Source organism: uncultured Chloroflexus sp., assembly GCF_937129525.1.
In the GTDB taxonomy this organism is placed as follows: domain Bacteria; phylum Chloroflexota; class Chloroflexia; order Chloroflexales; family Chloroflexaceae; genus Chloroflexus.
This window is the reverse complement of record NZ_CAKZNK010000081.1, coordinates 1-24,502: the sequence shown is the minus strand read 5'-3', so window position 1 is coordinate 24,502 and position 24,502 is coordinate 1. Positions and strand designations below refer to the sequence as shown.

The following is a 24,502-nucleotide window of genomic DNA, read 5'->3' as shown; positions in this document are numbered from 1 at the left end:
AAACACGAGTCAGGTCAAGGATTGACCTGGCCGCAGACGGGCAATGAAACGCATACTCGAACGGGCGATCATTGGATTGATAGCTGCGCAGGTTTGCCATGCTGCATATGCCGGCGTGATACAGATGCGCTTCGGTAAGCTAATCGTTAAGCGATACTTCTACGCGCCGTGAATAGTATAAATTCGATAACATATCGGCGTAAACTGGTTGCGAGGTATTTGCGTTGAAGCGCTGAGATGCTATGATAAAGATGACACGGTGCGGCATTGTGAAGGAGGGTTGTGTATGGGTAAGCGCCTGCTGCGAGGACTAAGCTTTGTAGTGGCCAACGTCATCGTGATGATTGTCCTGCACGGCAACTCACGCCAGTTCTGGCCGAAGATTCCCTACCTGAGTCTGCGCAACGAAAGCACCCTTGAGCATACACGGCTGTTGTTTAATACGCTGATGCTTGTGACAATTGGGCAGGCGCTGATCGGCAAGCTGCCGCGCGAACGCTGGTTGCCGCGTGGCATCGTCCTGGCAGCGCTCCCGGCTTCGTTGCCGGCATTGATCTTCTTTGGGCAGCGGGTGTTGCGGTTGCAGGGTGATGCAGCCGAACGGTACAATCTCAGTCTGGTGCCATTACTGCCGATTGCAGCCACTGTGCTGGAAGAGATTTTGGTTGACAGGCTTAACCCGCCGAGCGCCGAGCCGCATGCGGATTATAGCCATCTGGTGTGATCGAGACGTAGAAGAGCGGTTATTGAACCGCTCTTCAATGTTTATTGTCCTCACCGCCATTCGGCAAACATCACATCGCTGCCGCGTGTTGGCACGCCGACTCCTCCCCGCACCGGCGCCCCCTGCTCGTCACGCACCGTAAAAGTAACCTCCTGGCGCGGTCGCAAGCCACAAATGCGAGTATTGCCGGCAGAATCGAAGGCGCCGCTCAGGCGTAAACCGTCAATCGATACCTGCCAGTCGGTTGTGTTAATGCCTCTAATCTGGATCGCAACACAGCGTGGATCTTCACTTTCGCTGAGCTTGACAAACCGCAATCGCGGCGGTTCTGGCGGCGTTGTCGGAGTTGGCGGCGGTGGCACGTTGGTATTATCGACCAGCCAGCGTTCGAGATAGCCGGTCTGTCCAATCAGACTCTGGTCAGTGCTGGCGCGAATCCGCAACCGGTACCAGCCAACCGGTTGATCGCTTAAAATCTCGACCTCATCGCCGTTGCGGATCACAGCCGTCAAAGCGCTGTCAAACGAAGGGGTGGCGTAGAGTTGCGTGAATGTTCCATTGGAGTCTGACGCAATCCGTCCGGTATAACGGTATTCAGCGCGCACACCGGCAACGACTCGCGCGCTGCTAAAATCGCGCAAGGTCAACGCTGCTCCGGGCACTGGCATTCCGTTGAGTTCGAGCGTAAAGGGCACGGCGCCGGTCAGTGATACGCTGGTGTCAGCGATCTGGAGACGCAATTCGGTATCACTACCGCCACTCAGGATTGTCAGCGCAATCGGTTCATAACCGGCAGCGCGTAGCGCCGCCGCGCGCACATTCGAAAGTCCGGTGCCCTGCACGGTAAATTCAAGCGGCGGCGCGCCAGTAAACAACTCAGTCGGAACGATCCGGTCAACGGTAAACGAGACCGCAGGTGATGGTGACGGGCTGATGATCGATGTTGGCATTGGCGTGGGCAATGGCGCTGGGGTTGGACTGGTCACCACTACCATGGTTACCACTGGCTCAATGGTCGGAGTCGGCATGGTCACGCGATTGAGGCCGATTGCGGCCAGCGCCAATAAAAAGACAACAGTGACCGCGCCAATCATCACGGGAAATACCCAGTTAAAGCCGGTTGGTGGTGTCGTGGCAATACCGGTGCGATCAAGTTCGCGTTCGAGTTCATCAATCTTCTGCATCACCACGCTGGTGCGTGAATCTGTGGTCGGCAACTGATCAAGTGCGCTGCGATACTCGTGCAATGCCTGCGCCGGTTGGCCTTGCTGGTGCAATCTCGTTGCATTGTCGATAAGTTGCCCTACCGGATCAATAGTTAATAGCGCCGGTGCAGTGGTTGGTAGTGGCTCACTGGCCGCCATTGCCAGCGGTGGCAGAATCGCCAGCCAATCCTTGAATTGAGGACACTTCATCGGTGTGTCGCTTTGCCAGAGCCGTTCCAGCATCTGTGCCGGGCCGATCCCCCAACGACGCGCGAGCGCGGCATGCAGAAGCTGGTACCGTTCGGTCGGCTTGAGCAGATCGGTCGTGGCAAAAAAACTATCGGGTTCCGCAGCAGCGCGAACATCCTCTTCACACCAACCGAGTAATTCCAGGATCAGGAGCGCGCCGCCGAATCGATCGATTGATAGACCTTGCGCCGCTACTGGATGTTGATATGGGCTTGCCGGAGCTGGTAATGCCAGCCGATGAATGCCGACGCCGTGCATTGTTTCCAGATCAACGAGCGCGACAGGCGCTGCTGCCCCTGGATCGATCAGTCCCGGCAACATCACATGCGCGGCCTGAAGATCACCATGGACGAGGCCGCGCTGTTCGATCTCGGCAAGTAAGTGAGCCAGCGCGCGGGCCAGGGTCAGGCTTTGAATGGGGCTGAGTGGTCGGTGGTGGCGAATCAGTTCCTGCCACGGCGGACCATACACCCATGGCATCAAAATAGCGTAGTTTAGTTCCGGGTGCTTTGCAACCAGTGTTGATTGATTTGCTGCGGTAATTATTATCCGGCGCGCTGCCTGTAAGCCAGGGATGACGCTGATGCTCTGCAATTGCTGTGCGTGATCGATCAGCGCTTGATCGTGAATCTGTGTCTGCACTTTGAGAGCGACAAACCCGCCAGTCGCGCGTAGTTGCACGACGCGACCAGTCTGACCTTCTTGAATGAAGGCTTGACCAGGAAGAGCCGGATGGGCGCAAACCTGATAGTTGACTCCGTCAATTTCGAGTTGCTCATCAATGGCCGGTTGAAAGGGCATAGATGTAACCATACTGTAGGCTGTGATAGGCGGTAAATGCGCCGGTTGCAATGTGTAACTGCGCCTGATATAAGAAGTATATCATCTCGATTACACAGACTGAGCAGTAACTCGTGATAATTGCGCGTGGGATCTGTGCGCGCAGGAGCTTTCGTTGCAAGTGGGCCTGCTTCTGGTCGTTGCGGCGAGGCAATATTTGGCGATGATACCATATCTGAGTATCGGCAATTATGTGCTACGCGCATACATTCGATTGAGATTTGATCTAAATGCGAATGCTCGCTGTCAGGCAATAGACCGATTTTTCACCAACAATAGTGAACAATTCTCAATCATTGAAGTCTTGACGAATTGTGTCATGGGGGTTAGTCTATAGTATGCACCCCTTGTTATCTATATCACAACCGGTAAGTTAGGTAGACAAGCGTCGAGGAGGACTGTCGATGATCGACACTGCGCCACCCGCCCCATCGCGGGCGCCCCGCTCTAATCCGATTCGGGATCGCGTTGATTGGGAAACACAACGCGCCGCTGCGTTGGCTGATCCCGGCGCCTTTCACGGCGCTATCGCGCGGACGGTCATTCACTGGTATGACCCTCAGCATCGTTGCTGGATCCGCTTTGATGAAGCCAGTCAGCGTTGGGAAGGTCTTGATGCCGCTACCGGCGCGCCAGTAGCAGTGGATTACCCACCCGATTATCAGCCGTGGGAAAAGGCGTTTGATGACAGCGAAGCTCCCTTTTATCGCTGGTTTAGCGGTGGTCTAACCAATGCCTGTTTCAACGAGGTTGACCGGCATGTCATGCTGGGTTATGGCGATGAAGTCGCTTACTACTTTGAGGGTGACCGCTGGGATAGCTCGCTGAATAATGGCCGTGGCGGGCCGGTGGTGCAAGAGACTATTACGCGGCGACGGCTGTTGGTGGAAGTAGTAAAAGCGGCGCAGGTGTTGCGCGATCTGGGGTTGAAGAAGGGTGATCGGATTGCGCTCAATATGCCGAATATTATGCCGCAGATCTACTACACTGAGGCAGCCAAGCGTCTGGGTATTATCTACACGCCGGTCTTTGGCGGTTTCTCGGATAAAACGCTGTCCGATCGCATCCACAATGCCGGTGCGCGTGTGGTTATCACGTCCGATGGCGCATATCGCAATGCCCAGGTCGTGCCTTACAAAGAGGCCTACACCGATCAGGCGCTCGATAAGTATGTCCCTGTGGAAACGGTGCGGCAGATTGTCACGGATACACTGGCTACTCTGCCGTTGACCGAAGAGCAGCGCCAGACGATTATCGCCGAGGTAAATGCGGCTTTAGCTGGTGAAATTACTATCGAACGTTCCGACGTGATGCGCGGTGTCGGCGCAGCGCTGGCGAAGATGCGCGATCTTGACGCAGGTGTGCAGGCTGGTGTGCGCACGACGCTGGCTCAGGCGTTGGTCGCGACGCCGCCGCGCGTTGATGCGGTGATCGTTGTCCGTCATACCGGTCAAGAGATTTTATGGAATGAGGGTCGCGACCGCTGGAGCCACGAGCTGCTAGAGGCCGCGCTCGAAAAGATCCTGGCTAATGCGCGCGCTGCCGGTGTTCAGGTTCAGAGCGAAGCGGAACTGCTGAGTCTGCCTGATGACCAGCTTATTCGCGCGTTGTATGCCAGCATTCCTTGCGAGCCGGTTGATGCCGAGTTTCCCATGTTTATCATCTATACCTCGGGAAGCACCGGCAAGCCAAAGGGTGTGATCCATGTCCACGGTGGCTATGTGGCCGGTGTTGTTCATACGTTGCGGGTGAGCTTCGATGCCGAACCGGGCGATACGATCTACGTGATTGCCGATCCGGGTTGGATTACCGGTCAAAGCTACATGCTTACTGCGACGATGGCTGGTCGCCTTACCGGCGTGATCGCTGAAGGATCGCCGCTCTTCCCGCAGGCCGGGCGCTATGCCAGCATTATCGAGCGCTACGATGTCCAGATTTTCAAGGCCGGTGTCACCTTCCTCAAGACGGTTATGTCTAACCCGCAGAATATCGAAGACGTGCGGCTCTACGATATGTCAACGTTGCGGGTGGCTACCTTCTGCGCCGAGCCGGTTAGCCCGGCAGTGCAGCAGTTCGGTATGCAGATCATGACGCCGCAGTACATCAATTCGTACTGGGCAACCGAGCACGGTGGCATCGTCTGGACGCACTTCTACGGTAATCAAGATTTTCCGCTCCGCCCCGATGCGCACACCTATCCGTTGCCGTGGGTGGCCGGTGATGTGTGGGTGGCCGAGACCGATGAGAGCGGGAATGTGCGCTATCGGGTGGCCGACTACGAAGAGAAGGGCGAGATTGTCATTACTGCTCCCTATCCCTATCTGACGCGCACTATTTGGGGCGATGTTCCCGGTTTCGAGGCATATCTGCGCGGGGAAATTCCGCTCACGGCGTGGAAGGGTGATGCTGAACGCTTCTTGAAGACCTATTGGCGGCGTGGGCCGAATGGTGAGTGGGGCTATATCCAGGGTGATTTCGCGATGAAGTACCCTGATGGTAGCTTTACCCTCCATGGCCGATCCGACGACGTGATCAACGTGTCGGGTCACCGTATGGGTACCGAAGAGATCGAAGGCGCGATTTTACGCGACCGTCAGATTACCCCCGATTCGCCGGTCGGTAACTGCATTGTAGTTGGCGCTCCGCACCGCGAGAAGGGTCTGACCCCGGTCGCTTTCATCCAGCCCGCGCCCGGTCGCCATCTGACTGCCGCCGATCGCCGTCGGCTCGATGAGCTGGTGCGCACCGAGAAGGGTGCCGTGAGTGTGCCGGAAGACTATATCGAAGTGAGCGCCTTCCCCGAGACGCGCAGTGGCAAGTATATGCGTCGATTCTTGCGCAATATGATGCTCGATGAGCCGCTGGGTGATACGACGACGCTGCGCAATCCCGAAGTGCTCGAAGAGATTGCTGCGAAGATTGCCGAGTGGAAGCGCAAGCAGCGCCTGGCCGAAGAACAGCAGATTATCGAACGCTATCGCTACTTCCGTATCGAGTACCATCCGCCAACGGCTAGCGCCGGCAAGCTGGCGGTGGTGACCGTTACCAATCCGCCGGTTAATGCGCTGAACGAGCGCGCGCTCGATGAGCTGAATACGATTGTCGATCACCTTAGCCGGCGCAATGACGTGGCCGCCGTGGTCTTCACCGGTCAGGGCGCCAAGAGCTTTATTGCCGGCGCTGACATCCGTCAGTTGCTAGAGGAGATCCATACCGTCGAAGAGGCGATGGCGTTGCCGAACAACGCCCACCTTGCTTTCCGCAAGATCGAGCGCATGAACAAGCCGTGCATCGCCGCGATCAATGGTGTGGCGCTCGGTGGCGGCCTTGAGTTTGCTTTGGCCTGTCATTATCGAGTTGCAGATGTCTACGCTGAGTTTGGTCAGCCTGAGATCAATCTACGCCTGCTACCCGGTTACGGCGGTACCCAGCGCCTGCCGCGATTGCTCTACAAGCGGAACAATGGCACCGGTTTGCTACGCGCGCTCGAGATGATCCTTGGCGGGCGGAGTGTGCCGGCTGATGAAGCGTTGGAGCTAGGCTTGATCGACGCGATTGCTTCCGGTGATGCTGATGCATTGGCGTTGGCCTGCGCGCTAGCGCGCGAAGCAATCGGGCCAAATGGTGAGTTGCGGCCCGAAGCCGCGGTGACGAAGGCTTTCCGCCAGCGCCACGAGCAGCTCGAAGAGTGGCGGCGTCCCGATCCGCATTTTGCCGATGATCAGTTGCGTTCGATTATCGCCCATCCGCGTATCGAGCGGATCATCAAACAGGCGCATACGGTTGGGCGCGATGTAGCTGTGCATCGCGCGCTCGAGGCCGTTCGTTACGGTTTCATTCACGGCTTCGAAGCCGGTCTCGAACACGAGGCGAAGCTGTTTGCCGAGGCGGTTGTCGATCCGAATGGCGGCAAGCGCGGTATCCGCGAGTTTCTTGATCGCAAGAGCGCGCCGCTGCCGACTCGTCGCCCATTGATTAGCCCTGAACAGGAGCAGCTCTTGCTCGAACAGAAAGAACTGTTGCCGATCGGTTCGCCCTTCTTCCCCGGTGTTGACCGGATTCCGAAGTGGCAGTATGCGCAGGCTTTCCTCCGCGATCCTGAAACCGGCGCAGCAATGCACGGCGATCCGATTGTGGCCGAAAAGCAGATTATCATTCCGGTCGAACGGCCTCGCGCTAATCAGGCTCTGATCTATGTGCTGGCGTCCGAAGTCAACTTCAACGATATTTGGGCGATTACCGGTATTCCAGTGTCACGGTTCGACGAACACGACCGTGACTGGCACGTGACCGGTTCGGGTGGTATCGGCCTCGTGGTCGCGTTGGGTGAGGAGGCGCGTCGCGAGGGCCGCTTGAAGATCGGTGATCTGGTGGCGATTTACTCTGGTCAGACTGACCTGCTCTCGCCGCTAATGGGGCTCGACCCGATGGCCGCCGATTTCGTCATTCAGGGCAATGATACGCCTGATGGTTCGCACCAGCAATTTATGGTCGCGCAGGCGCCACAATGCATGCCGATCTTGCCCGATATGACCCTTGAGGCGGCTGGTAGCTACATCCTCAATCTGGGTACCATTTACCGCGCTCTGTTCACTACCCTGCGAGTACAGCCCGGTCGCACTATCTTTATCGAGGGTGCCGCTACCGGTACCGGTCTCGACGCGGCCCGCACTGCGGCTCGCAATGGGTTAAACGTGATCGGTATGGTCAGTTCGTCAGAACGGGCTGCCACGCTGCTTGCCGCAGGCGGTAAGGGCGCAATCAACCGCAAAGACCCGGCCATTGCCGGTTGCTTCACCCGGGTGCCTGCCGATCCGTCCGAATGGGCAGCATGGGAGGCAGCCGGTCAACCGCTGCTTGAGATGTTCCGCGCTCAGAATAATGGCCGGCTGGCCGATTATGTGATTTCGCACGCTGGCGAGACGGCTTTCCCGCGGAGCTTCCAACTGCTCGGTGAGCCACGTGATGGTCACATTCCGACCTTGACATTCTATGGCGCCAGCAGCGGCTATCATTTCACCTTCCTCGGTAAACCCGGCGCAGCGTCGCCAACCGAGATGTTGCGACGGGCAGGTCTGCGCGCTGGCGAAGGGGTGTTGATCTACTACGGCGTGAGCAATGATGAGCTGATCGATAGCGCCGGTCTGGAAGCAGTTGAAGCGGCGCGGCAGATGGGGGCGCGGATCGTGGTGGTTACAGCCAGCGACGCGCAGCGCGAGTTTGTGCTGTCACTCGGCTTCGGCGCGGCGTTGCGTGGCGTGGTCAGCATTGCGGAACTCAAGCGGCGTTTCGGTGATGACTTTGATTGGCCGGAAACAATGCCGCCACTGCCCGATGCGCGCAAGGATCCGCAAGGGTTGAAAGAGGCGGTGCGCCGCTTCAATGACCTCACCTTCAAGCCCATCGGTACCGCCGTCGGTGGCTTCCTGCGCACACCTGACAACCCGCGCGGCTATCCCGACTTGATCATCGAACGCGCCGGACACGATGCGCTGGCTGTTAGCGCCATGTTGATCAAGCCCTTCACCGGACGCATCGTCTACTTCGAGGACATCGGTGGACGGCGCTTCTCGTTCTTTGCACCCCAGATCTGGGTGCGCCAGCGCCGCATCTACATGCCGACGGCTCAGATCTTCGGTACGCACCTCTCGAACGCCTATGAGATTGTGCGTATGAACGAAGAGATCAGCGCCGGCCTGATCACGATCACCGAACCGGCGGTTGTGCCGTGGGATCAGTTACCCGAAGCGCACCAGGCAATGTGGGAGAACCGTCATACGGCAGCTACCTACGTCGTCAACCATGCCTTGCCGCGGCTTGGTCTGAAGAGTAAAGACGAGCTGTACGAGGCATGGGCTTCAGGTGAGCGTGAGCTGTAGTGTCACATAGGGGCACAGCATCGCTGCGCCCTGAACCAGGTGAAGTTGTAAGGGCGCAGCATTGCTGCGCCCTCCGTGTTTCTGAGCGCGTTTATTGTTGTCGTACCTGTCCCGCTGGACAAACCCGCTCAAACCAGACGATCCCGCCAATGGCAACCGTTAGCAGCCCTGCCAAGACCAGGTACGCTTCTGATGGTCGAGCCTGGGTTACGTAGACCCCGATCAGGCCACTGGCGCCAGCCAGCAAGTAACAGGTCAGCACCGCTTCACGTTTCGTCATGCCCAGCGCATGGAGCCGATGTGAGACGTGATCCTTGCCGGCAGTAGTGAATGGGTTGACACCCCGGCGCAGACGAGAGACGATAACGAGCGCGGTGTCAAAGAGCGGCAATCCGAGTACGCATACCGGCACCATCCATGTCACGATGGGTGTGTTCTCCATAAAGCGGAGCTTAATTGCCAGCGCAGCCAGAATAAAGCCGATAAACAGACTGCCGGTGTCACCCATAAAGATACTGGCCGGGTTGAAGTTGTAGCGGAGAAAGCCTACACATGCGCCAATCAGAGCAGCGGCCATAGCGCCGACCAGCACCTGTCGCGGTTGATTCATCGCTGCCAATAGCAGAAAAAAGGCGGCGGCAATGGTGGCAACCCCACCTGATAACCCATCCATATTGTCGAGAAAGTTGATTGCGTTGGTGATGATCACTAACCAGAGCAGGGTAATTGCCCAGTTGACCATGGGCCATGGAAAGAGTTGCACCTGCGTGCCGCCGAGCAACAAGACGGTTGCGGCAAGCATCTGCCCGCCTAACTTGATCAGGGCCGGCATGCCCCACTGGTCATCGGCCAGCCCAAAGAGCGAGACGATCGTCGCGCCGAGCAAAATGCCGACCAGCTCGCGGATGTGAGCGAGATCGCCGAATAAGAGCAGCGCAGCGACAAAGGCGGCATAGATTGCGGCCCCGCCAAGCAGGGGTATCGGGGTAGCATGGCTGTCGCGCGCTCGCGGCACGGCGATGAAGCCGCTGCGCAGGGCGGCCCGCCGGGCAATCGGTGTCGCCAGAATGGAAAATGTCAGCGCAGCGATCAGAATGAGGGCGATATTGGACATAGTGTTAATGATAAAGTTGGTAAGCGTTTAAAACCCATCACTGGCGGGCGCGCTCAACAGCCGTGATCAATTGCTCAACGCGCGCGATGTCGTTGACGCGACCTGCTGCGCGCAACACTGTCAGCAACCGCTGCGCCTCGGCAATAGCCGCATCGTACTGAAGCGTTTCGCTCAGGACGAGCGTATATTGCTGACTGAGCGCCACGCTGGTCGGTTGCAATTCGGTAGCGCGGGCATAAGCGGTCAATGCGCCATCGAAGTCGCCGGTTTGCACGGCCAGTCGCGCGACGGCAGCGTATAACTCTACCGTCCGTGCCTCGAGAGATGATAGCTCAAAGGCGCGTTCCGGTTTGCCTCGCGCCGCCGCCAATTCCTGGTCAGCGCGTTCAGCCTGTGCGGCAAAAGCAGCCCGTAGTTGTTGCAGCAGATCGGGCCGACTGTTCAACGCGCGGGCGATCCGGTCGAGATTTTCCACCATCTGTTGGGGTGAAAGCTCGACGGCTTGCGCGTACAGTGTCGCCGCAGCATCGAGGTCACCGGTGCGGAAGCGGATCAGATCGCCAAGGCGTAATGCAGTATCACCGTAGCGCGGATCGAACCGCGCCGACGTTTGTAACAGCTCTTCGGCTTGCTGGAAGAATGCCCCGGCTTGCTGAGGTTCCCCGTTGATTGTGGCATATTCAGCTAACTGCATCAAGACCCCGGCGCGTTCGTTGATCAGCGCAACATCGCGGGGCGCAATCTCGGCAACCCGCTCATACCAGTTCAACGCCACGTACAGCCGTTGCACGTCACCTGTCCAGCCATACCAGAACGTATTGATCCGGCCAAGATTCGCATAGTGATCTTTGTTGAGCGGGCTGAGCTGATGCGCCCGTTGCAAGGCTGCTTCAGCATAGGCCAGCAAACTTAGTGGCGATGATCGTTGCGCGAAGGCTGTAACTTCTTCAACGCCGTTTAGTCTAAGCAGCGCATCGAGATCAGGCGTTCCCGCTTCGCCAATCGCTGCTCCCTGCGCGCGCAGCAGGTCGGCCAGCGTCATCAATGTGCGGGCAAGGTGAAGATAATAGAAGTCTTCACCGGGATTTGTGCGAATGGTGGCAATGTATTCATTGAGCGCTGTCAGGAGTGCGCGGCTTGAAGTCTGTCCCTGTTCGTTGTAGCTTTGCGCCTGTTGAAAGCGCATGTCGGCGTATACCGGCTGTACATTGAGCCACCAGATCAGACCGGCGGTCGTCAGGCTGATCAGTCCAACGATACCCGCCATACCGACGCCCGGTTGCCGCGCAGCCGATCGGCGTGTCGGTGAGCGTGTTGGTGGCCGACGGTTACCCTGGCGAGCGGCTGGACGCGCTTCAACCGGCGTAGCCTCCAATGTCGTTGTCTGCTCGGCGGCGCGTTCTATGCGTTCTGCCGCAACACTCAAGCCCAGCATCATCCAGAACAGCATGAGCGTAGCCACAATCGGGATACCGGTCAGTCCTTCCACCAGATGAGCGGTAATGGCGCTGAGCAGGGCAATGATCAACACTTGATGTCGCCAGCTCGCCGATTGACGTAACTGACGCACACAGAACCACCCGAAACTACCGATCAACCAGAGGTACGCGGCCAAACCGATCAGACCTTTGGTGACAATCTCGTCGAGGAATGCCTGATGCGAGCGGTCGGGCGAAGCGCCGCGCGCCTCAACGTTGGCCAGCGATGGCGGATAAAAACGGTTGAAGGCGACAAACATGCTCTCAGGCCCCCAACCGATAAACAGCCGTACCGGATCGCTGGTAATCAGACCGATAGTTCCACGGGCGTGCTGATCGCCCACCCAAATCAGGCGACGCACCAGACCGGTACCGCTCTCCACCTCTAACAGGCGGCCCATTCGACCGATATAAGGCACTTCGCGCAGGCGGGCAAAGAGCGGCGCATCAGAAAGATTGAATGCGATCAGAAACCCGCCACTGATGAACGTCACCAAAATCCAGATTGCAAGCGCGCGCGCCATCCAGCGACTACCACGCTGATAACCGCTCGCCTGGAGATGTTTGCGCCCATACCAGAGCGCAAGTGATCCAAACAGAAACAGACCGGCGCCAAGACCGATCCAGGGGCCGCGGCTCTGGCTGAAAAAGATTGTGATCAAAATAAGCGCAAGCACAGCAGCGCTGGTTGCCGCGTGTAGCGACCATCCCAGTCGTGACGGCCCGGCGGGTGGATTGCCGAAAAACGACAGCCCATACCCGCTGAGAAGGGCGAGAATTGCCAGTGCTAACCAAAGCCACCAGTCCTGGGCATTGGTGGCAACATCCACGGGGGCGAATTGTTGCACACCGGCAGTTGCATTGAATGCAAAGGCTAATCCGAATCCGAGCAGGTAGGCAAGGGTCAAGAATAAGGGCCAGTGGGGCCGGCGCTGGTGACGAGGCACAGTCAGCAACCACCAGATTGCAGTCGCACAGATGATAGCGCCGGGAAAGACCCACCAGTAGCGGAAGTCGATGGTGCGAATGGCGACGCTAAACTTCAATGTCGCGATAATCAGAAACGTTCCGGCCAGCCAGAGTATGCCGGCGCCGAACGCATGGCGCCATTCGGCTAGCGGTTGGGTTGCAGGTGGCGCTGAGCGAGCGGCTGCCAGCGCTACAACCAGTCGGTAAAGCGCCAGCGGCACGATCATTATTAGATACGCGGCCACGAAGATTGAATTGCCCAGGGTGGAAGCCACTCGCGCAATCACATCGCCTCGCCACGGCAAGGGATCAAGCTGATAATGCTGCATAATCCCGTAGATGGCCACGACTGCGCTGGCGGCCAGACTCAACGAGATGAAACGTTCGCGCTGGTCAGGCGCGCGCAGTGCTACCGCAATCAGTCCGCCCAGCATCAGGTAAGAAAGATAGGTGTACAACCCCTGCATGCGCTGGTACGAACCCCACAGACTGGCGGCTGGCGTAATTGAAGTGATCGTTGTGACTGCAAAGATACCGGTATACGCCACAACCGGCCAAAAGAGTGGGTGATTGCGCAGCGTTGTCCACCACGAACCGGTCAATTGTGTGGCGCCAGTGGTACGATGGCTTGAACGATCGATGAACCAGACCAGCCCGGCAGCGATACCGATCAAAGCCAGTGAACGCAAGACGACTGCTTTGTCAGGCTCGAAATGGCGAGCGGAGTAGAGATTGAAGTAGATCGGCACGAGAGTTAATGCCAACAGCCAGCTCGCCTCTACAATGCGCGCACTCCAGCGACTTATCGTGCTCTGAGCTGACATACCAAATTGAGGCCTCTCTATGATTTACACACAAGCTGCGACCAAAACGGCACAGCGGCGACCATCCTGATGGTCGGTATGCCGCCGGTCAATCTTTTGCGGCTAGCTCGATCTGTCGGTGCAACTTCCAGGCCTGCGCTCGTTCGAGGATCTGACGCGCGTTGGCTCGACTGTGATCATTGGGAATGCCATCAAGCATTGCGGCAATTTCTTCAACCCGCTGGTCTGGCGACAGGAGCGTTACACTGGTGCGTGTGCGTTCTGCAACCACTTCTTTGCGGATGTGAAAGTGGGCATTTGCAAACGCAGCGACTTGTGGCAGGTGAGTAATGCACAGCACCTGATGACGCTGACTGATCGCCCAGAGTTTCTGCCCAACCACATGCCCGGCGCGACCGCCGACACCGACATCGATCTCATCGAAAACCAGGGTGGGCACTTCATCGACCTGCGATAAAATCGATTTCAACGCTAACAGCAGGCGCGCGCTTTCGCCGCCTGAAGCGATGCGGGCCAACGGTTTAAGCGGCTCGCCGAGGTTAGGCGAAATCAAAAACTCAACCCGATCAATGCCGGTACGGTCGCATACCAGCCGCCGATCGTGAATCGGCAGACCATTGGGATCTTCGACGTGTTCGATCTGTACCGCGAAGCGCACATTCGGCATCGCCAGATCGTGCATAGCCTCGCTGATCAGACGACTCAGCTCATCGCCTACCTGTCGTCGGCGTCGCGATAGTTCGGCAGTATGGCGAGCCAGTTCGGCTATTAATACCTGCGCCTGCTCTTCCAGACGAGCAATTTGCTCGGCGCTGTTGCTGAGCTGCTCGATCTCAGCTTCGGCATTAGCCGCCTGCTTGATTAACGTTTCCAGATCAACGCCATACTTGCGTTGGAGATCGCGCAGTGCGGTCAGGCGGTCTTCGATCGCGTCGAGTCGTCGCGGATCGACATCAAGATCGGCGCGATAGCGACGCAAGGCAATCACCAGCTCTTCAAGCTGATAATGCAATTCGGTCGCTTGCTGCGCCAGCAGCCCGGCCCGATCATCGAGTCGGGCAAGTTCGTTCAATGCATCAACCGCCAGCGCCATCGCCTCGATAGCCGCCCGGCCACTACGCCCGTCACTGCCGGTATACAGCGCTCGATACGCTTCATCGGCCAGTGTCGCGATTCTGGTCGCGTTCTGCGCAATGGCCCGTTCGCGCAACAAGGCTTCCTCTTCGCCTGGTTTGAGTTTAGCAGCCGCCACATCGGCGCGCAGCATCTTGAGTTCTTCGATCCGGGCCTGACGGCGCGCTTCGCCTGCGCGGAGGTCGGCCAACTGCGCCTGTACAACCCGTAACGCTGTTAACTGATCGGCTACTTGCTGACGCAACGGTAACAATTCACCGAAGCGATCAAGCAGGTCGATATGCGTGCGTGTGTTGAACAATGATTGACCTTCGTGTTGGCCGTGGATGTCGATGAGGCAGCTACCAATCTCGCGCAGCTTGGCACTATTCACAGCGCGCCCGTTCACACGGGCTACACTGCGGCCCGATTCGGCTGAAATCTCGCGAGTCAGAATCACCTGATCGTCGCCTTCATCAAGCAAGTCAAGCTCGGCCAGCAGTGGAAGAATCTGAGGGCAGTCATCCAGGCTAAAAATGCCTTCGATGCGGGCGCGCGCACATCCGGCGCGCACGAAGGTGGGATCAACCCGCTCGCCGCGTAGCGTGCCGAGGGCGTCGATAATGATCGACTTCCCGGCACCGGTCTCACCGGTCAGCACATTAAAGCCCTGCTCAAAGCGCAGATGCAGCCGGTCAATAATGGCAAAATCCTGAATCTGCAACTCAATCAGCATACCGCAGGCGCTACGCAAATCTGAGCTTTGATACCACTATGCAGCATTGTACCACAATCGTTTCGGCTCTGTTCGTTACTGTGCGGTAACGCCACGAGAAAAGTAGTACAAAAGTTCTTGACAGTTGACGACACCTCTGCTATACTTTCGAACAAGTGAGCTAAAGAACTTTTGTTCTACTTCTATGTTTCACAGAGGAGGACTGTGATGGCTGTGACGAGTCGCGAAATCCGCTCGCCGCGCCGGGTCTCTTCAATTGCCGTGCCTGCGTCAACGTTCAGCAACACGGCGTATCTCGTAACCGGTTTGCTGGCAATACTTGCGCTATACGTACTGGTAAGCGCTGTGATTAGCTGGGGGCAGGTGATTGTTGACGACTGGCGGTATGGGCGACCACGCACTTTTCATCTGACGGCGGAAGTTGGTCGCGCTGAAGAGAAGGTTGGGCCAACACGCTTGATTGCAATGAATCTTGATCGGCAGGTGCTGATCCTCGAAATTCCCGGCGGTGACGTGAGCAAGACGCGCGCGCTAGTTGGGCCGTATCTGGTTGGCGCAAACGAGGATTTGACCCCGATCGTTATGCGATTGGCCGATCTGAATAGCGATGCTTTGCCGGATCTGATCGTTGGAATCAAGAATGAGGAAATTGTCTATCTCAATCGTGGCGATAGTTTTGGCCTGGTCACTGCTGAAGAGCGACAGCAGATTGCTCGCCAGATGAGTGGTCAGTAGCAGGACAGGAAATTCATGACTGCAACTTGTCATCGTTTGCCGGAATCGCTCAAGTCTTGGATTATGGGGATGTGCCCGTCTGCAATCAGGCGGGCACGCCGTATATCTGGTGTGCGATCGATGCCTGCCCCGACGAAGCACGTGATTCTGGCGCGCCGGCCACACGCTGTATAGCGTGGTATGCGATGGATACTACCGCTTTACCTGTCTACTACCGAAAATAAGAACAGGTAATTCTGTTACCAGCAGAGGCTGACAATTTTTTTTCGCCTTACTGTATGAGAATGAAACCCCACTCCTCTGCAGTCTGACCGAATAAAGCGAGCCTTCTCCGCCCATTTTTACGGCTATCGTTCATCGCTGCGTATAACCCCCGGTATTTCACAGATCAGATCAGGTCCGTACAGACCGGCAGGGGTGTGAAAACCCGGCGCGCTGGAGCCGTTCAAGACTCGCTTGACAATAAGCAGGGCTGTCTGTACGGTGAGAGCATATCCCTCTGGTCCCGTCAACCGGCTAACCACACGCTCGCCAGTCTCGTTGATGGCTTCACCAACGATCATGCTGCGCCCGGTTGCGCGCATTTTTGCATCTGGGCCGACAATAGCGCGAGTAATTAAATGGCGTAATCCGGCCTGAGCGACTCGGGTTTGGATAAGTGGAAGAAGTGAACGGGTCAGGCCGATCCAGGTTTGGGCCTGGCGGGGAATGGCGACATAGACCTTGATGTTGGGAATGCCGGTAGTGTAATATGCCGTCGCTACATCGCCCCAGGGTATACTGACACACGGTCGTGGCCCATTGCCAAAATCGAACGATCGCACCTCTTGAAATGGTGGTGTCGTGATCAAACGACCATTGCAACGTTCACATCCTTGACCAGCCATTGTTAGCATTGTAATGGCAGTGCCGCGCGAAATACTACCGAGCGCTCTGAAAGCCAGCGCAAGTGTGGTTGCGTCTGGTAGCCGACGGGCGAGATGGGCTGCCAGGCAATCAGATGGCACAACATCGAAGCCCACTCCTGGCATCATCATAATTCCTGCCTTCCGAGCGGCACTGTCCTGACGCGCTGCTGCTTCAAAGACGCCAATCTCGCCAGTGATGTCGAGATAGTGAACCCCCGTTTGCAAGCAGGCTTCCCGCATCGGTGCGCTTGTTTCCTGGAATGGGCCGGCGCAGTGTAAGACGAGCTGCGCGCCTTGCAGCATTGCGCGTAGACCACTCTGATCTTCAAGCCGGCAGATGGTAAACGGCAACCGCAACTCGTCGGCGAGTGATGCAATAGCCGCTGCGTTACGTCCTGCTAGTCGTGGCCGCATACCAGCCGCTACTGCCGCGCGCGCAATCAGCTCGCCAGTGTATCCATTAGCGCCGTAGATAATCCAGTCTGACATCGTTATATCCTTTAACAATCCGTCTGTAAACACCATCATACCTGAACCCTTGATTTGTTGACAGGTATTTGCACGCTTCTACATCGTCTCACCTTCCGACGTTTGTTACAATGTGCATCGCAAGCATCTCTATTCGTTGTCAAGCTCCCCTGGTTGTTTTCGTATCAATGGGATAGCGTCATGTTTAAGGATACTGAACTCTGCCTCCAGCCGGCCACAACCATCGCCCGTATGATCCGTCAGCGCGTTGTCTCTGCTGTTGAAGTGCTCGAAGCCCATCTCTCCCAGATTGAAGCGATCAACCCACTGGTTAACGCTATTGTGACTCTCGATGTCGAGGGTGCCCGCCACCGCGCTCACGAGATTGATATGCAATTAGCGCGTGGCGAGGACCCGGGTCCACTTGCCGGGCTGCCGGTAGCCCACAAAGATCTGGCTGAGACCAAAGGGATGCGCACGACCTACGGTTCACCAATTTTCACCGACTTCGTTCCCGATTTTGATGCTCTGATCGTCGCTCGTCTCAAGGCCGCCGGCGCGGTGACGATTGGCAAAACAAATACGCCTGAATTCGGCGCTGGCTCGCAGACGTTTAATCCCGTCTTCGGCGTTACTCGCAATCCCTACGATTTGAGCAAGACATGTGGTGGTAGCAGTGGTGGCGCTGCCGTTGCCCTGGCATGTGGCATGATTCCGATTGCCGACGGGAGCGATCTGGGCGGTTCACTGCGCAACCCGGCTGGTTACTGCAATGTAGTAGGGTTTCGCTCTTCGCCGGGTCGGGTGCCGATCTGGCCCGATCCGACGCCATACCTTCCCTTTGCGATTGATGGCCCTATGGCGCGCACTGTTGGCGATATTGCCCTGATGATGCAGGCCATTGCCGGCCCAGATCCGCGGGCGCCGCTCTCGATCAGCGAGCCGGCAACCATCTTTGCCCGGCCACTCGAGCGCGATCTGCGTGGCGTCCGAATTGCATGGAGTTCTGATCTAGGCGGATTGCCGGTCGATCCGCGCGTCAGTGACGTGATTGCCGCTCAACGTTCCGTCTTCACGCAACTGGGTTGTATTGTCGAGGATGCAACGCCCGATCTGGCTGACGCTGATGAGATTTTTCAAGTCATGCGCGCGTTTCGCTATGAACTGACCCTCGGCACCTTGCTCGACCGCGAGCGAGCGCGGATCAAGGATACTGTGATCTGGAATATCGAAGCCGGACGCGCGCTGAGTGGGCCACAGGTGGGGCGGGCAATGCGATTGCATGCAGAATTGCTTGCCCGGTTGCATGAGTTTATGCAGGACTATGAATTCATTATTGCGCCGGTTAGCCAGGTGCCGCCTTTTCCGGTGGAACAGCCGTATGTCACCGAGATCAACGGCGTGCCAATGAGCAACTACATCGAGTGGATGCGCTCGTGTTACTACATCTCGGTATGCAATCTCCCGGCTATTTCGGTGCCAGCCGGATTTACTCGCGACATGCTACCGGTGGGATTACAAATTATCGGTCGACCGCGGGCCGATCTGAGCGTATTGCAACTGGCACATGCATTTGAGCAGGTGACTCAGCACTGGCGATACCATCCGCAAGTGGCAACCGCGCGCGGTTGACGGTGTTATAATGCAGATGTGCAAACGACATCTTCGCCAGTTGAAATACCGCTGATGTCAGGCCGGCCACAGATCATCTTCTTTTGTGAGCTGGAAGGGTCGGCTTTGCTTGGCTTGCTCGCCGATCCGAAGCTGCTCTCCTTCCTGACTACCGGCGATTATGGTATCGCGGTTGCCCTTCACAATCTCTCAGCCGAAACGGCACAGGCTATTGCCATTCTCAATCAGCATCGTATTCCCGTCATCGCCTGGCTGCTCTTATCGGCTGAAGAAGGGTTTTGGTTCAACCTCCAGAACTATCCTCAGGCAATCGAACGATACCGTTCGGCGCGACAGTGGATCAGATCACACAATCTGCGCATTCAGGCGATCGGTCTTGATATCGAGCCACCGTTGGGTGAAGTGATTGCCAGCCGGCGGCGTGGCATTCGTGATATTGCCCGCCGCATCTGGCTCGCCCACGAAAATGTTCTCTACGAGAGCGCGCGTTCCGCCTACATTGATCTGATCGCCGAAATTCATCATGATGGTTATGAAGTTCATACCTATCAACTACCCCTGATCGTTGATGATCGGCGGGCCGCAACCACTACAATTCAGCGCGCGCTCGATATTGTTGATTTGCCAGCCGATGTCGAAGTTTTGCTCTGTTTCAGCAGTATTCCGATCGAGCAATTTGGCAACGATCTTGGCGGCGCCCTGATTGATATCTATGGCTCCGCAGCCGATGCGATCGGTGTTGGATGTATCGTCGGCAGCGCAGTGCGTTCGAGCAGTGTTGAAGACCTGCCACCGTTAACCTGGGATGCGCTCGAACGCGATTTGCAGCTTGCTGCCCACTACACCGATACCATCTATCTCTTTTCACTGGAAGGATGTGTCGAGCGCGGGTTGTTGCCTCGGCTGGCTCAGATCGACTGGACGGTTGTGCCACGACCTGAGCTAACCAAACGTCTGTTGGTGCGTGGGTTGCGCGCGCTCTTACTCGTTGTGATGCTGGCGATGCGGTTTAGTCGACCGTTGCTGGCATGGTCTGGTTGGATTGTAGCACTCATTCTGTTTGTTCGCCTTCGCCAACAGAAACGTTATGACAACGACTTCTCACGCTGATGTCGAAATGACGCTGCGCGCCGAAATGGTACACTGCGGTCGCTTACTTTACGAACGTGGCCTGATTGTGGCCGGTGATGGCAATTTGTCGGCGCGCTTACCCGACGGCTCAATCCTGATGACTCCGGCAGGTCTCGCCAAAGGGATGTTGCAGGTTGATGATCTGGTGGTCGTTGATCTCGATGGTCATCTATTGCGTGGCGCGCCAGGTCGTCAACCTTCATCCGAACGCTATCTCCATCTCTTCGTCTATCGGCAGCGATCTGACATCATGGCCTGTGTTCACGCCCATCCACCCACAGCGGTGGGCGCAACTCTAGCCGGAGTCAGTCTGGCCGAGCCATTGTTGCCCGAAGCGCTGATTGCACTGGGGCCGATTCCAACCGCGCCGTATGCCCTCACCGGCACTCCTGAGATGGGTGAGGCAATTGCGCCATTCGTTGCCGATCATGAGGCGATCTTGCTTGCTTATCACGGCGCGCTCACATATGGAGTGACTCTCATGCAAGCGTTTCACCGGATGGAACAGATCGAACACTGTGCGCGCGCGTTGCTGGCGGCCCACTTGTTTGGCGGCGCGCGCCCTCTGCCATCCGAACGGCTCGCCGAGCTGGCTGAAGTACGGCGCGCGTTTCGCGCTGCTGGCCGAATTTGATCGGAAAGGGGAAAACAATGAAACTTTCTCCGGCTAAAATTGATCAACTGGCGACAATGTTAGTCGATGTCCTGGCTGAGACCGATGGTGTGCTGTTTCAGACCAGTGATCCGATATTGCGCGCGGCAATTGTCGAAATAATGACTGATGAGCTTGAGGTGGAAGACCGTCTGAATGCTGAAGTGCATCGCATGTTGCAGGCGTATAAATATGAAATTACCCACGAACGGCTTGATTACGACACGCTGTTTCGTCGTCTGCGTCAGCGCCTGATTGCCGAGCGCAAAATCGTGCTCTAGAGAGGCTATTTCGTGAAGCAGTGGCTATCACATCACATCATCACGGATCGACGCGAGCAAACCACTGCTGCTACCGATTTGTTACTGGCATTGGCGGCGTTAGCAGCAATTCAGCGTCTGCACGTCGGCACATCGTGGCGGCGACCAGTGTGGCAGGCAGCCTTTGCTCTTCTGGCTGCAAGTGGCCTGCTAGGAGCCGTCATCCATGGTTTACGTTTGTCACCTGCTCTGCGTGAGCGCCTGTGGCAGCCACTCAATTTACTGCTTGCGCTTATCATTGCGCTTTTCACCACCGGCGCAGTCAGCGATCGCTGGGGAGCGCGCGCTGGTCAGCGCGTCTTGCCGGTGCTCGTTGGCGTCGCGCCTGGTTTTGTCTGGATCAGTCGGCGCATCCAACGCGGTTTTCTGGCTTTCATCGCCTACGAGCTAATTGCTATGATCGCCGCGCTGGCTATCTACGCCGATCTGGCTCAACGCCATCAGCTACCCGGCGCCAAACGGATCACGGTCGGCATCCTCATCACAATGCTGGCTGCCGGTGTGCAAACGAGTTCGCTAGAGCTGGTTGTTGGCGATGTTCCGTTTGATCACAACGGTCTATTCCATATTGTGCAACTGGCAGCTTTACCGTTACTGGTTGAAGGAGTGCGGGCCGGTTTGCTGACTGATGACGAGAGGTGATGGTATGGCGAGGGCGTGCAAGTGCCCACAGCGGTGCCTCTCAATCACAACAAGAGGCGTCTTTTCCGGGATCACAGCTTTAATCCGGTCACATTGTCTCATTGTCATACTGATACTGTTAGCCGCATGCAGCAGTGGTGCCATTCCGCTTCGAGAGACTCAAGTGGTCGATGGACTATCGATCACCCTTGATACACCCGATCGTCCACGTATGAACACGGCTATCGATTTTGTCGTCCTGCTTCAGGATGCGAAAGGGCAGCCAATTGATGACGCCAGTGTCTATCTTGATCTCGATATGCCGGCGATGCCAATGGGAGTAACACAGCCGGTGGCATTGCCCGATGGGCCGGGTCGTTATTGGGCGCGTACTGCATATACGATGGAAGGATTGTGGGAAATTACCGTTGTGGTGGAACGGGCAGAGGAGACATATCGGGCCACGTTTCGCCGCGACGTGCTCAAATAGATGGAGAAAACCGTATGCAACCACATTTTAGAATCTTGTTGGTATTGCTCGTCGTAGGGTTGATGACCGGGTGTGGTAATCAAACAACGGTCAACACGCCAGAAGCAGCGCCTGTTGCGCCGGTGATTGCCGCGTCAGAGCTGGTTATCGGTCTGAATCGATTACCCTTTGGTCTGTTGCAAGGTGGTGTGCCGCTTAACGATCCTAACCTTCAGCTTGATATTAAACTGTACTATGTTGGCCCCGGTGGTGATCGCTCGACTCCGGTTGCGACCACGCAGGCTATCTATCGTGGGCAAGGGCTGCCGGTTGGTCTCTACGTTGCCTATGCAAACCTTGATCGGGCTGGTGGTTGGGAGGCCGAAATTACCATTCCACAGGCAAGTGGGCCACAAGTCAGTCGGATTCGGCTGGATGTCAGCGAGCGGGCTTTTGCGCCGATGGTCGGTGATAAAGCGATTCCTAGCCGAAACCTGACTGCTGGTGATGTTCCCTCGCTCGATCAACTAACCTCGGATCCCAGGCCTGACCCCGATTTTTATCGGATGACGATCGCTGATGCACTGGCCAGCGGGAAACCATTTGTCGTTTCGTTTGCCACCCCTGGCTATTGCCAGACAGCGGTCTGCGCGCCGAATATGGCCGTCTTGAAACAACTCAAAAACGAATTTGGGGATCGGGTCAACTTCATTCATGTCGAAGTCTATCCGTATCCATTCGGAGAGTCATTTCAGCAGGCCAGACTGGTGCCGGCAATGCAAGAGTGGAATTTGCGCACTGAGCCATGGACATTTCTGGTCGATGGCAATGGTGTAATTCAGGCCCGCTACGAAGGTGGTATCACCTTTGATGAGCTGCGACCGGCCATTGCTCAACTTGCCACCGGCCAGACGGTCAATCCTATGCCGTAGTTCGAGACTCGATAGCCAGCTCAACGCCTACCTGTCCGTCTTGCGCCGCCTCGGTCGGCAGCAAGACGGGCGAAACACAGGCGTCAAGTGGGGCGAAAACTGATAACCATTCGGCAAGCGAGCGCTGGCGAAATATCGTTGCCAGTACAGCGATCAATGTGGGCTGCGCGGATTGTTCGTATTGCAAAGGTATCAAATCAGGTCGATTGATTGCTATGCATATACGCTGCCAGAAGTGACTCTCTAGAGCAGCTACCGCTAGAAAACGTCCATCAGCAGTTTGATAAAGTCGGTAACAGGCCAGACTCCCGTTCAACGTATCAGCAGTATGCAATCCGGCCAGTGCCAGAGCAAGGGCCGGCGCATTGAGCCAGCGCGCTGCTGCTAGCATTGAAGTCTCGATCCGTCCACCACGTCCTGTAGTATTCCGGGTCAGCAATCCGGCCAAAGTAGCGCTGGCTGCCATCAAGCCGCTGACCATATCAGAGGCGTGAACACCAGGCACACGTGGTGGCAATTCGCCGGTAGAGAGCAATCCACTCAAAGCCTGGGCATTTAAGTCATGCAAGGCCTGATCACGCTCGGCATGGGTAGAGGGAAAGCCGCCAATAGAGACAATCAGCAATCGTGGATTGGTATGCCACAGGCTGTCATCGGTCAATCCAAGCCGGGCGAGTGCGCCGGGTCGCAAACCGTCGATCAGTACATCAGCAGACTGTAGCATATCGCGTAAGTTGGCAATGTCGGTTGCCTGGCGCAAGTTGAGCGCGCGACACTGCTTTGAGCGATTGAGTAAAGCAAACAGAGGGTTTTCACCGCTCTGGTCAAGCGGCGGGAGCGATCGCATCGGGTCACCACCTGGACGTTCGATTTTAATCACGGTTGCTCCCAACCCGGCCAGGATCGCAGCGCATAACGGTCCCGGAATGTAGCTGGCCACTTCAACTACCAATACCCCGTGAAGAGTCTGGGAAAGGTTCAACATACTGCCTCGCGGGTCGTTCAGAAGGGTGTATGTACATCCATCGTAGCACAGGTCACGGATAAAGTTCGTCGCGAAAGTGGTCAAAAATTCCCGACATCGTCTGTTTAAGAGAATAAGCGATTATGGCTTACTAAAGCGGAAAACGTTTCAAAAAAACTACCTCTTGACAAGCTTCGACCGACATGCTATACTACGCGAGCTGGAACGAACGAGGTCTCACTCGCGGAACGGCGAGGTAGACCAAACAAGTGGAGAGCAAACCGAGCGAAACGCGCTGAAGACAATTCAGAGACGTCGCCAGGAAACTTCAGTACTGCTGAATTTTCCTGGTTTTGTTTTCCCTCGTTCCGCAAAGCACCTTCACAACTGAATGACGAGTGTTATTAGAATCAACGCCACGTCAATTCGGTGAAGGGAGACGGCGAAAGCTGTTACTCGACACCAAGCATGTAGAGTTTGATCCTGGCTCAGGACGAACGCTGGCGGCGTGCCTAATGCATGCAAGTCGAACGCAGCGA

16 protein-coding genes and 1 rRNA gene are annotated in these 24,502 nt (G+C 56.7%); 11 read left to right on the top strand and 6 right to left on the bottom strand.

What is annotated here, in order from left to right; genetic code table 11:
- Positions 1-286: 286 nt before the first annotated feature.
- Complete coding sequence (locus tag Q0650_RS10105; RefSeq protein WP_298818553.1) at positions 287-724, top strand: hypothetical protein; 438 nt, start codon at positions 287-289, stop codon at positions 722-724.
- A 50-nt stretch (positions 725-774) separates the two neighbouring features.
- Here Q0650_RS10105 and Q0650_RS10100 read toward each other — a convergent pair whose 3' ends face one another.
- The gene (locus Q0650_RS10100) at positions 775-2,979 is read right to left on the bottom strand and encodes a serine/threonine protein phosphatase (RefSeq protein WP_298818551.1); all 2,205 of its coding nucleotides are present in this window, start codon (positions 2,977-2,979) and stop codon (positions 775-777) included.
- Positions 2,980-3,422: 443 nt separating this feature from the next.
- Between Q0650_RS10100 and pcs the strand changes: the two genes are divergently transcribed.
- Complete coding sequence (pcs, locus tag Q0650_RS10095) at positions 3,423-8,897, top strand: propionyl-CoA synthase subunit Pcs (protein ID WP_298818549.1); 5,475 nt, start codon at positions 3,423-3,425, stop codon at positions 8,895-8,897.
- A gap of 91 nt (positions 8,898-8,988) precedes the next feature.
- Here the strand turns inward: pcs and Q0650_RS10090 are convergent, their stop codons facing one another.
- From Q0650_RS10090 to recN, 3 genes are all read right to left on the bottom strand, one after another.
- Entirely contained in the window at positions 8,989-10,011 is a 1,023-nt protein-coding gene (locus Q0650_RS10090; protein WP_298818547.1) for an MraY family glycosyltransferase, read from the bottom strand.
- Between the two features lie 37 nt (positions 10,012-10,048).
- On the bottom strand, positions 10,049-13,222 hold the full coding sequence (locus Q0650_RS10085) for a hypothetical protein (protein ID WP_298818545.1): 3,174 nt from the start codon (positions 13,220-13,222) through the stop codon (positions 10,049-10,051).
- A 148-nt stretch (positions 13,223-13,370) separates the two neighbouring features.
- Complete coding sequence (gene recN, locus Q0650_RS10080; protein WP_298818543.1) at positions 13,371-15,131, bottom strand: DNA repair protein RecN; 1,761 nt, start codon at positions 15,129-15,131, stop codon at positions 13,371-13,373.
- A 207-nt stretch (positions 15,132-15,338) separates the two neighbouring features.
- On the opposite strand from recN, the gene Q0650_RS10075 reads away from it, so the two are divergent.
- Entirely contained in the window at positions 15,339-15,866 is a 528-nt protein-coding gene (locus tag Q0650_RS10075; RefSeq protein WP_298818538.1) for a hypothetical protein, read from the top strand.
- A 347-nt stretch (positions 15,867-16,213) separates the two neighbouring features.
- On the opposite strand, the gene Q0650_RS10070 is transcribed toward Q0650_RS10075, so the two are convergent.
- Positions 16,214-17,263 (bottom strand): trans-acting enoyl reductase family protein, encoded by a 1,050-nt coding sequence (locus tag Q0650_RS10070; RefSeq protein WP_298818537.1) that lies wholly within the window; start codon positions 17,261-17,263, stop codon positions 16,214-16,216.
- A gap of 180 nt (positions 17,264-17,443) precedes the next feature.
- Here Q0650_RS10070 and Q0650_RS10065 point away from each other — a divergent pair, with 180 nt between their 5' ends.
- The 7 genes from Q0650_RS10065 to Q0650_RS10035 all read left to right on the top strand — a co-directional run bounded on the left by Q0650_RS10065 (position 17,444) and on the right by Q0650_RS10035 (position 22,999).
- Positions 17,444-18,874 (top strand): amidase, encoded by a 1,431-nt coding sequence (locus Q0650_RS10065; protein WP_298818535.1) that lies wholly within the window; start codon positions 17,444-17,446, stop codon positions 18,872-18,874.
- A gap of 54 nt (positions 18,875-18,928) precedes the next feature.
- A complete protein-coding gene (locus tag Q0650_RS10060) occupies positions 18,929-19,984 on the top strand; it encodes a hypothetical protein (RefSeq protein WP_298818533.1) in 1,056 nt (351 codons plus the stop codon).
- Complete coding sequence (locus Q0650_RS10055) at positions 19,962-20,639, top strand: class II aldolase/adducin family protein (RefSeq protein WP_298818531.1); 678 nt, start codon at positions 19,962-19,964, stop codon at positions 20,637-20,639. The genes Q0650_RS10060 and Q0650_RS10055 overlap by 23 nt, the downstream gene beginning before the upstream one ends.
- Before the next feature lie 17 nt (positions 20,640-20,656).
- Positions 20,657-20,938 (top strand): DUF507 family protein, encoded by a 282-nt coding sequence (locus Q0650_RS10050; RefSeq protein WP_298818529.1) that lies wholly within the window; start codon positions 20,657-20,659, stop codon positions 20,936-20,938.
- A gap of 12 nt (positions 20,939-20,950) precedes the next feature.
- Positions 20,951-21,619: a DUF6962 family protein gene (locus Q0650_RS10045; RefSeq protein ID WP_298818527.1), complete on the top strand. Its 669-nt coding sequence runs from the start codon at positions 20,951-20,953 to the stop codon at positions 21,617-21,619.
- Between the two features lie 163 nt (positions 21,620-21,782).
- On the top strand, positions 21,783-22,088 hold the full coding sequence (locus Q0650_RS10040) for a FixH family protein (RefSeq protein ID WP_298818525.1): 306 nt from the start codon (positions 21,783-21,785) through the stop codon (positions 22,086-22,088).
- Positions 22,089-22,102: 14 nt separating this feature from the next.
- A complete protein-coding gene (locus Q0650_RS10035; protein ID WP_298818522.1) occupies positions 22,103-22,999 on the top strand; it encodes a thioredoxin family protein in 897 nt (298 codons plus the stop codon).
- Here Q0650_RS10035 and Q0650_RS10030 read toward each other — a convergent pair.
- Entirely contained in the window at positions 22,989-23,984 is a 996-nt protein-coding gene (locus Q0650_RS10030; protein ID WP_298818520.1) for a CaiB/BaiF CoA-transferase family protein, read from the bottom strand. The two genes, Q0650_RS10035 and Q0650_RS10030, sit on opposite strands and share 11 nt — an antisense overlap.
- A 444-nt stretch (positions 23,985-24,428) precedes the next feature.
- Between Q0650_RS10030 and Q0650_RS10025 the strand changes: the two genes are divergently transcribed.
- Positions 24,429-24,502: ribosomal RNA gene (locus tag Q0650_RS10025) — 16S ribosomal RNA — on the top strand; the annotation flags it as partial.